Genomic DNA, 9,615 nt, shown 5'->3' on the forward strand with positions numbered 1-9,615 from the left:
ACCCTGCGACAGGGTCGGCCGGCGGGCCTCGTTCGACTCAGCTCAGAGCAGGCCGAGCTTGGCCGCGCAGCCGGGCCACTGGCCCCAGCCCGACTGGGCCTGGAGCTTCTTGGCGATCCGGGTCTGCTCGGCGGCCGAGTTCTCCGACGGCAGCCCGCTGCCGCCCAGCGCCTGCCACGTCTGCAGCGAGAACTGGTACAGGCCGTAGTAGCCGTTGCCCGTGTTGGTCGCCGGGTTGCCCCCGGACTCGCACTGGGCCAGGTCCGCCCACACGCCCGCGGGCGCGGAGCCGAGCGACGTGCCGCTGGACGACCCGCTCGACGACCCGCTCGACGACGACCCGGAGGACGAGCTGCTGCTCGACGTGGTCGCGGGCTCCGGCTCCGGCTCGGGCTCCGGCTCGGGCCGGGCCTTGGTGCCCTCGACGACGATCTCGGTGACCGGCTTGGTGGTCACCTTGTCCGAGAGCTTCTTCTTGGCGACGACGTCGCCGTCGACGGTGGTCACGCGGTAGGTGAGGGTGCGCTCGCCGTCCTTGCCCTCCTGGGTGACCTTGCTGCCCAGGTCGGCGTACCGGTCGGCGTCCTGCTCGGTGCGCGACTTGTGGTCCACCGCGACCTTCTTGGTGACCTTCTTGGTGTCGACGCGCTCGATGACGATGCGCACCGCGGGGTCGCCCTCGGTCTTGGCGGCCTGGCTCTCGACGAAGACGTGGTCGTCCTTGTCGACGGTCAGGCCGAGGCCCTGGAGGATCGCGTCGAGGCCGACGGAGCCGTCGTCGACCACCGTGGTGGTGCCGTCGGCGACCACGGCGACCGGCTGGTTGGCGTCGAGCTGGAGGGGCAGCGACGCGCGGTCGCCGGAGCGGGACGCGACGAGGGAGACGTCGGAGCCGCGTGCGTCGAGGCCGCGCAGGGCCTCCTCGGCGTCGAGCGCCGTGACCCACACGTCGTCCTGCTGGCCGTCGACGTCGACCGTGAGCTGGTGCCCGGACCGCACGACGACCTGGGAGCCGTCGCGCAGGGCGGCGTCCGTGCCGGGGGTGACGGAGTCACGCTCGCCGACCTCGACGCCCTGGGCGTCGAGCAGGCCGGCCACGGAGCCGGAGAAGGTCTGGAGGGTCTGCGTCTGGCCGTCGACGTCGAGCGTGACGCTCTTGCGCGCGGTCTCGTAGGCGGTGGCCGCGCCACCGGCGAGGACGAGGGCGCCTGCCGCGAGGCCCGCGATCAGCGGGAGCCGACGGCGGCGCGTGGCGGTCGTGGTGCCGGAATCGGACGCCTCGGGCGTCGACTCGGCCGAGGGATGGAGAGTCTCGTTCGAGGAGTTCACACAGGTCCAGTCGTCGTGCGATCCGGCCACGACGGCGGGCTCCCGACTGGCGGTCGGGGCCGAGGTCGATCCGGTGGCTCCGAAGACCGTAACCGGATCGTGACTATCGGCCAAGCCCGGATGTGCTACGGATGCCCGCGTCTGTCCGGTGCCGTCCGAAAAGTCTGGACGGGTGAGGTGACCCGACTCACCGGGCCCCCGCCGGCCCCTGGGCTCAGTACCAGCCGACCGACACGGAGTGGCTCCACGCCCCGCACGGCGTGCCGTAGCGGCCGGCGATGTAGCCGAGACCCCACTCGATCTGCGTCGACGGGTTGGTCCGCCAGTCCGCCCCGGCGGTCGCCATCTTCGTGCCCGGCAGCGCCTGCGGGATGCCGTACGCCCCGCTCGACGCGTTCTCGGCGTTCCACCGCCAGCCGGACTCCTTGTCCCACAGCTTCTCGAGGCAGACGTACTGGTCGTCGCCCCAGCCGCGCTCGGCGGCCATGGCCTTGCCGATCGCCTTCGCCGAGCCCGGGTCGGGGGTCGCCGTGGAGACTTCCAGCGTGCCCACCACGACCACCTCGTCGACGGGCTCGCGTGTCACCTCGCGGTCCAGCACCGTGCGCTGCACCTCCGCGCCGTCGAGCGTGTGCACCTCGTACGTCGTGACGCGCTCGCCGGGCACCCCGGCCGTGCGGACCACCTCGTACCCCTTCGGCAGCTCGGCGGACTCGACACGCTCGGTCTTGAACGGGATGACCTCGGTGACGCGGTCGGCGTCCGTGTCTCCCCGGCTGACCATCACGACCATGCCGTCCACGGCGGCCGCGCCGAGCGGCACCGACGTGCGGTCCTGCTTGCCGAGCGTGATGCCGGCGGTGGACAGCACGTCGCGCACGGTGGCCTGCGAGGTGCGGATCGGCAGGACGAGCCCGTCCACGGCGACCTGGACCGTCTTCATGGTCGACACGCGCACGGGTGCGCGGTCGAGCGGGGCCGTGCGGGACGCCGACGTCACCGCGTCGGCGCCGCGCGGGCCGAGCGCGGCCAGCAGCTCGCCCACCGTGTGCGCCGTCGTCGGGAAGGTCGTGACCTCGCCGTCGATCTCCACCGTGACGTCGCGGCTGGAGCGCACGACGACCTCGCCGCCGTTCCGGGCCGCGGACGACGCCGCGGGCTGGACCAGGTCGTCCGGGCCGGGCGTGATGTGGTGGGAGCGCAGCACCTCCGCGACAGTCGTGCCGTACGCGTCGACGGTCACGACACGGCCGTCGTAGTCGATCGTCATGGACTTGTGCGCGTGCGCGACGGCGGCGGTGCTGCCCAGCAGCGCGACGACGACGACGCCGTGCACGACGTGCCGCGCGGGACCGGTCAGCGGGCCGCGACGCGGGGACGACGGACCGGTCGCCGCCACGTCCGACGCCCGCTTCGCCCTGGTTCTCCGCACGAGCACCAGACCGTAACGGAACCGTGACCTCGGGGGAAGCCCCGACCTGCTCGCACCCCGCTCGCCCCGGCTCACCAGGCGCCGTAGACGCGTTCGGACGTGGCCGAGACGGCCCGGCAGACGTCGTCCAGCGGGCGCTCCAGGACCGCGGCCATCGCCCGCACCGTGTGCGCCGCGACGTACGGGGCGTTCGGCTGGCCGCGGTACGGGTGCGGCGGCAGGTACGGCGCGTCCGTCTCGACCAGCACCAGCTCCAGCGGCACCGTCCGCAGGGCGGCGCGCAGGTGGTCGTTGCGCGGGTACGTCACGGGGCCGGCGAACGACAGGAACCACCCGTGCTCCGCCGCCAGGGCGGCCATCTCCTCGTCGCCCGAGTAGCAGTGGAACACCGTGCGCTCGGGGGCGCCGTCGGCCAGCAGGACGTCGATCACCTGCGCGTGCGCGTCCCGGTCGTGGATCTGCAGCGCCAGGCCGAGCTCCTTGGCGAGCGCGACGTGCGCGCGGAACGCCTCGCGCTGCACGCGCTCGCCCTGCGGTCCCGTGCGGAACAGGTCCATCCCGGTCTCGCCGATCGCGCGGACGCGGTCGTGGGCGCGCGCGACGTCGGCCACCCGGGCGAGGGCGTCGTCGAGCGCGACGGCGTGGTGCGGGGCGGGGTCGGGCTCCAGACCGTCCGGGCCCACCTCCCGCACGCCGGCGTGCAGCACCGCCTCGTTCGGGTGGATCGCGACGGCTGCGAGCACCCCGGGCCCTGCCCCGGCCGCGGCCCCCGCCCCGAGCAGCTCGACGGTCCAGTCGATGCCGGGCAGGTCGCAGCCCACCTGCACCACGCGGTCGACCCCCGCCGCCGCGGCGCGCGCGAGGTGCTCCTCGACCGTCGGCACCGCGACGTCGTCCGGCAGCACTCCGGCGATCGCGTCGAGGTGCGTGTGGTTGTCCGCGACGGGGACAGGCAGCGGCTCCGGGTCCGCCGGGAACCCGCGCTCGCGCTTGCGCCCCACGATCAGGCGTCGTCGGCGAGACGCGGGAAGAGCGCCGCACCCTTCGTCACGGTCGCGCCGGCCGGCAGGACGCCGAAGCTCGCCGCGCTCGCCACCGGCTGCGCGTCCAGCGCGCCCAGGCTGCTCTCCGCGCCCAGGGCGTCCCAGAGCGCGTGCGCCGCCTGCGGCGTCACCGGGTTGAGCAGGACGGCGAGGGAGCGCAGCGCCTCCGCCGCCGTGACGAGCGACGTCGCGAGGCGGCCGCCGTCGACCCCACGGCCGTCGGCGTCGGTCTCGCCCTCCTCCTTGGCGACCTTCCACGGCTGCGTCTCGGTGATGTACACGTTCGTCGCGTCCACCAGCGTCCACGCGGCGCCGACGGCGTCATGGATGGCCAGGCGGTCGATCGCCGCCTCGGCGTCCGCCACGGCGCGCGCGGCGACGGCCTCGAGGTTCTTCTCCAGGTCGGTCGCCGGGCCGGCCGTCGGCAGCGCGCCGCCGAAGTACTTGCCGATCATCGCCGCCGTGCGGGACGCGAGGTTACCGAACCCGTTGGCCAGCTCGCCGTTGTACCGGGCGACCATGTCCTCCCAGGAGAACGAGCCGTCCCCGCCGAACGCGATGGTCCGCATGAAGTAGTAGCGGAAGGCGTCCGAGCCGAACGTGTCGACGATGTCGTCCGGCTTGATTCCCGTCAGGCGCGACTTGCTCATCTTCTCGCCGCCCACCAGCAACCAGCCGTGCGCGAACACCCGCTTCGGCAGCGGCAGCCCCGCGGCCATCAGCATCGCCGGCCAGATCACGGCGTGGAACCGCAGGATGTCCTTGCCGACCAGGTGGACGTCGGCCGGCCAGGTCCGCGCGAACCGCTCGCGCGCCGCCTCGTCGTCGGCGCCGTAGCCGACCGCGGTCGCGTAGTTCAGCAGGGCGTCGAACCACACGTACAGCACGTGCTTGTCGTCCCAGGGGATCGGGATGCCCCAGTCGAACGTGGACCGTGAGATCGACAGGTCCTGCAGGCCCTGCTTCACGAAGCCGATGACCTCGTTGCGCGCGCTGGCCGGCTGCACGAACTCGGGGTCGTCCTCGTACAGCGCGAGGAGGCGCTCGGCGTACGCGCTCATGCGGAAGAAGTAGTTCTCCTCCGCCAGCATCTCCACCGGCTTGAGGTGGATGGGGCACAGCTTCTGCCCCTCGTAGTCGCCGGTGCCGTCGACGAGGTCGCCCGGGAGCTTGTACTCCTCGCACCCCACGCAGTACGGGCCCTCGTAGGAGCCGGAGTAGATCTCGCCCTTGTCGTACAGGTCCTGGAGGAACGTCTGGACGGCGGTCTCGTGCCGCTCCTGGGTGGTGCGGATGAAGTCGTCGTTGCGCACGTCGAGCGTCTTCAGGACCGGCTGCCACGCCGTCTCGACGAGCCGGTCCGCCCACTCCTGGGGGGAGACGCCGTTCGCCTCGGCCGTGCGCAGCACCTTCTCCCCGTGCTCGTCGGTCCCGGTGAGGAACCAGACGTCCTCCTGGCGCTGGCGGTGCCAGCGCGTGACGACGTCGGCCGCGACCGTCGTGTACGCGTGCCCGATGTGGGGGGCGTCGTTGACGTAGTAGATCGGCGTCGTCAGGTAGAAGGTCTTCGCGCGCTCCGGCATGCGGCCCATCGTAGTTGGGCAGGGGCGGCGCCCCGCCCTCAGGCCTTCGCGCGCAACCGCTCGAGCTCCTCCTCGACGATCGAGTCGTCGAGCTTGGTGAACACGGGCGTGGGCTTCGCGACCTCGGTGCCCGGCACGACGGCGCGCGGCTCCCACGCCGGGAACGCGTAGTCGCCGGTGATCACCGGGTAGGTGCGCGAGTCGTCGTCGAGATCGGTGACCTCGTCGATGCGCGGCTGGGGCGCGAACGTCCCGGTGCCGCCGAAGGTCTCGTGCACCCGCTGCGCCGAGTGCGGCAGGAACGGGCTGAGCAGGGTGTTGCAGTCGCTCACGGCCTGCGTGACCGTGTGCAGCACCGTGGCGAGCCGGTCGGGGTCCGTCTTGAGCTTCCACGGCTCGGTCTCGGACACGTACCGGTTGACGTCGCCGACGACGCGCATGGCCTCCGCGATCGCCGCCCGCTGGCGGTTGGACCCGATGAGGCCGCCCACGGTGCCGAACGCGTTGCCCGTCGTCTCGAGGACGGCGCGGTCGACGTCCGCCCGCTCGCCCGGCGTCGGGACCTGCCCGAAGTTCTTGTGCACCATGCTCGCCGTGCGGTTCACCAGGTTGCCCCACCCGGCGACGAGCTCGTCGTTGGTGCGGCGCAGGAAGCTGTCCCACGTGAAGTCCACGTCCTGGCTCTCCGGGCCGGCCGCGGCCACGTAGTAGCGGAACGCGTCCGGCTGGTAGCGGGCCAGCATGTCGCGCACGTAGATGACCACGCCGCGCGAGCTGGAGAACTTCTGGCCCTCCACGTTGAGGAACTCCGAGCTGACCACCTCGGTGGGCAGCTGCAGCGCGCCGTAGCGCCCGGGCGCACCGCCGCGAGAGCCCTTGCCGTCGTAGGCGAGCAGCTCGGCCGGCCAGATCTGGGAGTGGAAGGTGATGTTGTCCTTGCCCATGAAGTAGAAGGAGCGGGCGGTCTCCTCGGTCCAGAACGCGCGCCACGCCTCCGGGTCACCGGTGCGGCGCGCCCACTCGATCGACGCGGACAGGTAGCCGATGACGGCGTCGAACCACACGTACAGCCGCTTGGTGGGGTTCTCCTGCCACCCGGGCAGCGGCACCGGGATGCCCCAGTCGATGTCGCGCGTCATGGCGCGGGGGCGCACGTCGTCGAGCAGGTTGCGGCTGAAGTTCAGCACGTTGGGCCGCCACCCGGTGCGCGTGCGCAGCCAGTCGCCCAGGGCGTCGGCGAGCGCCGGGAGGTCGAGGAAGAAGTGGTTCGACTCGACGAACCTCGGCGTCTCGCCGTTGATGCGGCTGCGGGGGTTCTTCAGGTCGATCGGGTCGAGCTGGTTGCCGCAGTTGTCGCACTGGTCCCCGCGCGCGCCGTCGTACCCGCAGATCGGGCAGGTGCCCTCGATGAAGCGGTCGGGCAGCGTGCGGCCGGTGGACGGGGAGATCGCCCCCATCGTGGTCTTCTCGACCAGGTAGCCGTTCTGGTGCACCGTGCGGAACATCTCCTGCACGACGGCGTAGTGGTTGCGCGTCGTGGTGCGCGTGAACAGGTCGTAGGAGAGCCCGAGGGACGTGAGGTCCTCGACGATGACGCGGTTGTAGCGGTCCGCGAGCTCCTGCGGGGTCACCCCCTCCTGCTCCGCCTGCACGAGGATCGGCGTCCCGTGCTCGTCGGTGCCGGAGACCATCAGCACGTCGTGACCCGCCATCCGCATGTGCCGGCTGAAGACGTCGGAGGGAACGCCGAAGCCGGCGACATGGCCGATGTGCCGCGGGCCGTTGGCGTAGGGCCAGGCCACGGCGGAGAGGATGTGGGTCACGCCCGCGATTGTAGGGTCCGGTCCGGGGGGGCGTCCGGGTCCGTCCGTGGCGTTCGTGGTGTCCCGCGCCGCGTCACCGGAGGGCGACACGCACCAGCCGGTCGTCGCCGTCGCGGGGTGTGCCCCGGCCGTCGGTGTTGTTGGTCAGCACCCACAGCCCGTCCGCGTCGCCGCCCCCGGCGACGACGGGTGCGACGTTGCGCAACCGTCCGAGCTGCTCGACGAGCAGCGCCTGCGGCGCACCCAGCGGCCGGACGCTGCCGTCGGCGTCGACCCGCCCGCCCTTGCCGTCGTCCTTGCCCTTGTCCGTGCCCGAGCCCGTGCCGCCGAACGGCACCCGCCACAGCCGCTCGCCGCGCAGGCCGGCGAGGTACACGGCGTCGTCCGTCACCGCGAGCCCCGAGGGGGACGCCTCGTCCGGCGACCACCACGCGACGGGCGCGACCGTGCCGTCCCCGGCGCCGTCCGGCCCCTCGACGTCGGGCCAGCCGTAGTTGCCGCCCGGCTCGATCACGTTGAGCTCGTCCCAGGTGTTCTGCCCGAACTCGCTCGCGAACATCCGCCCCGAGCGGTCCCACCCCAGGCCCTGGACGTTGCGGTGCCCGAGCGACCAGACCGGCGACGCGGGGTCGGGGTTGCCGGGCGCCGGGTCGCCGTCCGTCGTCACGCGCAGGATCTTGCCGCCCAGCGAGCCCGGGTCCTGCGAGGCGGCACCGTCTCCCGCGTCGCCCGTCCCGACGTACAGGAACCCGTCCGGCCCGAACGCCAGCGCGCCGCCGTCGTGGTGCCCGGCGCGGGGGATGCCGTCGAGGACGGTCGTGAGGCCGCCCAGGGACGTGCCGTCGAGCGTCCCGCGCAGCACGGCGTTGTCGTCCGCGCCGGTCCGGTAGACGAAGACGTCGCCGGACGCCGGGTCGCGGGCCACCCCGAGCAGCCCGCCCTCGCCGTCCGGCGCGGTCTGCGCCGCGAGCTCGTCGGCGCCCGGGCCGGTGACGTCCGTCGTCGTACCGCCGTCAGGGTCGACGACGACCAGGCGGGCCTCGTCGCGCAGGCTGACCAGGAGGGTTCCGTCGGGCAGCGAGGCCAGGCCCCACGGCACGTCGAGGCCGTCGACGACGGTCGTGACGTCGGCGGCGGGCGTGGGTCCCGCCTCGGCCGCGGGCGTCGTCGTCCCGGACCCGGGCGAGGCGGACGTCCGCGACGCGGTCGGCGACCCGTCGTCCCCGGTGCTGCACGCGCCCGCCACGAGGAGCAGCCCCAGGACGGGGAGGACGACCGCCGCGGAGCGGCGCAGGTGCCGGGCCATGACCTCATCCTGCTGCGCCGGCGGGGCCGCGTCGACACCTGGACCCCAGCAATGGCATGATCCCGCCAAGAGCCGGTCAAGGGAGACTGCCATGTCGTTCACGGAGCACGTCCGACGCCTGTTCCTCCGGCGCGAGGAGCTGCCCTCGCCGGGGACATCCCGGGACCTGGCTCCCGCGGCCCTGGCTCCCGCGGCCCTAGCTCCTGCGACCCCGGCCCCCGCGCTGGCGCCGGCACCTCTGGCCCACGACCGCGGCTGGCCCGCCGCCGGCACGATGTCGGTCCAGCCGCTCCGCTGTCCCGACACCGCTGGCGGCCGTTACTGCTGACCCGCCCGACACGGCACGGCGGCCGGCACTGTCCCATGACCTGTCCCATGGCATGTCCCATGACATGTCCCGTGGCACCTCACGGTGGCAGGGTGGGCCCATGAGCGAGAGCACCACCCCCGCGGACCGCCCGGCCCGCGCACTGATCGTCGTCGACGTCCAGCCGACCTTCTGCGAGGGCGGCGAGCTGGCCGTGGACGGCGGGAACCAGGTCGCCGAGGACGTCGCGGCCTACGCCGCCGCCCACCGCGACCGGTACGAGATCGTCGTGACCACGCAGGACTGGCACATCGACCCGGGTGACCACTTCAGCGACCACCCTGACTTCGTCGACTCCTGGCCCCCGCACGGCATCGCCGGCTCCCCGAACGCCGAGCTGCACCCCGCGCTCGCCGACCTGGGGCCCGACGTGTCCGTGCGGAAGGGCCAGTACGCCCACGGCTACTCCGGCTTCGAGGGCACCGACGCCGAGGGCCGCACCCTGGAGCAGGCCCTCCGAGACGCCGGCATCGAGGCCGTCGACGTCGTCGGCCTGGTCGAGTCGCACTGCGTCAAGCGGACGGCCCTCGACGCCGTCCGGCTCGGCCTCGCCACCCGCGTCCTGGTCGACCTCACCATCCCGGTGAGCCCGGAGCAGGGCGAGCAGGCCCGCGCGGAGCTGACCGCCGCAGGCGTCGAGCTCGCCCCCTCGACCCCCTGAACCCCCGGCCCCCTGACCCGCCCCGACCGCCCCGCTGTCGCCGAACAGGTGGTTGTTCACGTTCTGAGTAC

At 73.2% G+C, this 9,615-nt stretch carries 7 protein-coding genes; 1 reads left to right on the forward strand and 6 read right to left on the reverse strand.

From position 1 onward, the window contains the following. Positions 1–42: 42 nt before the first annotated feature. From ACFT55_RS16010 to ACFT55_RS16035, 6 genes are all read right to left on the reverse strand, one after another. On the reverse strand, positions 43–1,359 hold the full coding sequence (locus ACFT55_RS16010) for a transglycosylase family protein (RefSeq protein WP_380244833.1): 1,317 nt from the start codon (positions 1,357–1,359) through the stop codon (positions 43–45). A gap of 184 nt (positions 1,360–1,543) precedes the next feature. Beyond that, a complete protein-coding gene (locus ACFT55_RS16015) occupies positions 1,544–2,761 on the reverse strand; it encodes a ubiquitin-like domain-containing protein (protein WP_380244834.1) in 1,218 nt (405 codons plus the stop codon). A 71-nt stretch (positions 2,762–2,832) separates the two neighbouring features. Beyond that, the gene (locus ACFT55_RS16020) at positions 2,833–3,762 is read right to left on the reverse strand and encodes a TatD family hydrolase (protein WP_380244835.1); all 930 of its coding nucleotides are present in this window, start codon (positions 3,760–3,762) and stop codon (positions 2,833–2,835) included. A 2-nt stretch (positions 3,763–3,764) separates the two neighbouring features. After that, positions 3,765–5,387, reverse strand: a complete 1,623-nt coding sequence (gene metG / locus ACFT55_RS16025) for a methionine--tRNA ligase (protein WP_380244836.1) — start codon at positions 5,385–5,387, stop codon at positions 3,765–3,767. A gap of 38 nt (positions 5,388–5,425) precedes the next feature. Then, entirely contained in the window at positions 5,426–7,210 is a 1,785-nt protein-coding gene (gene metG / locus ACFT55_RS16030; protein WP_380244837.1) for a methionine--tRNA ligase, read from the reverse strand. 73 nt (positions 7,211–7,283) lie between these two features. After that, positions 7,284–8,516, reverse strand: a complete 1,233-nt coding sequence (locus ACFT55_RS16035) for a PQQ-dependent sugar dehydrogenase (RefSeq protein WP_380244838.1) — start codon at positions 8,514–8,516, stop codon at positions 7,284–7,286. 428 nt (positions 8,517–8,944) lie between these two features. On the opposite strand from ACFT55_RS16035, the gene ACFT55_RS16040 reads away from it, so the two are divergent. After that, on the forward strand, positions 8,945–9,544 hold the full coding sequence (locus ACFT55_RS16040) for an isochorismatase family protein (protein WP_380244839.1): 600 nt from the start codon (positions 8,945–8,947) through the stop codon (positions 9,542–9,544). The last annotated feature ends 71 nt before the right edge of the window (positions 9,545–9,615 follow it).

It is taken from the genome of Isoptericola sp. NPDC057191 (genome assembly GCF_042670225.1).
GTDB lineage: Bacteria > Actinomycetota > Actinomycetes > Actinomycetales > Cellulomonadaceae > Isoptericola.

Coding starts and splice junctions, on each gene's coding strand:
- ACFT55_RS16035 (WP_380244838.1), bottom strand. CDS start 8,516: ATGGCCCGGCACCTGCGCCGCTCCGCGGCGGTCGTCCTCCCCGTCCTG.
- ACFT55_RS16040 (WP_380244839.1), top strand. CDS start 8,945: ATGAGCGAGAGCACCACCCCCGCGGACCGCCCGGCCCGCGCACTGATC.
- metG (WP_380244836.1), bottom strand. CDS start 5,387: ATGCCGGAGCGCGCGAAGACCTTCTACCTGACGACGCCGATCTACTAC.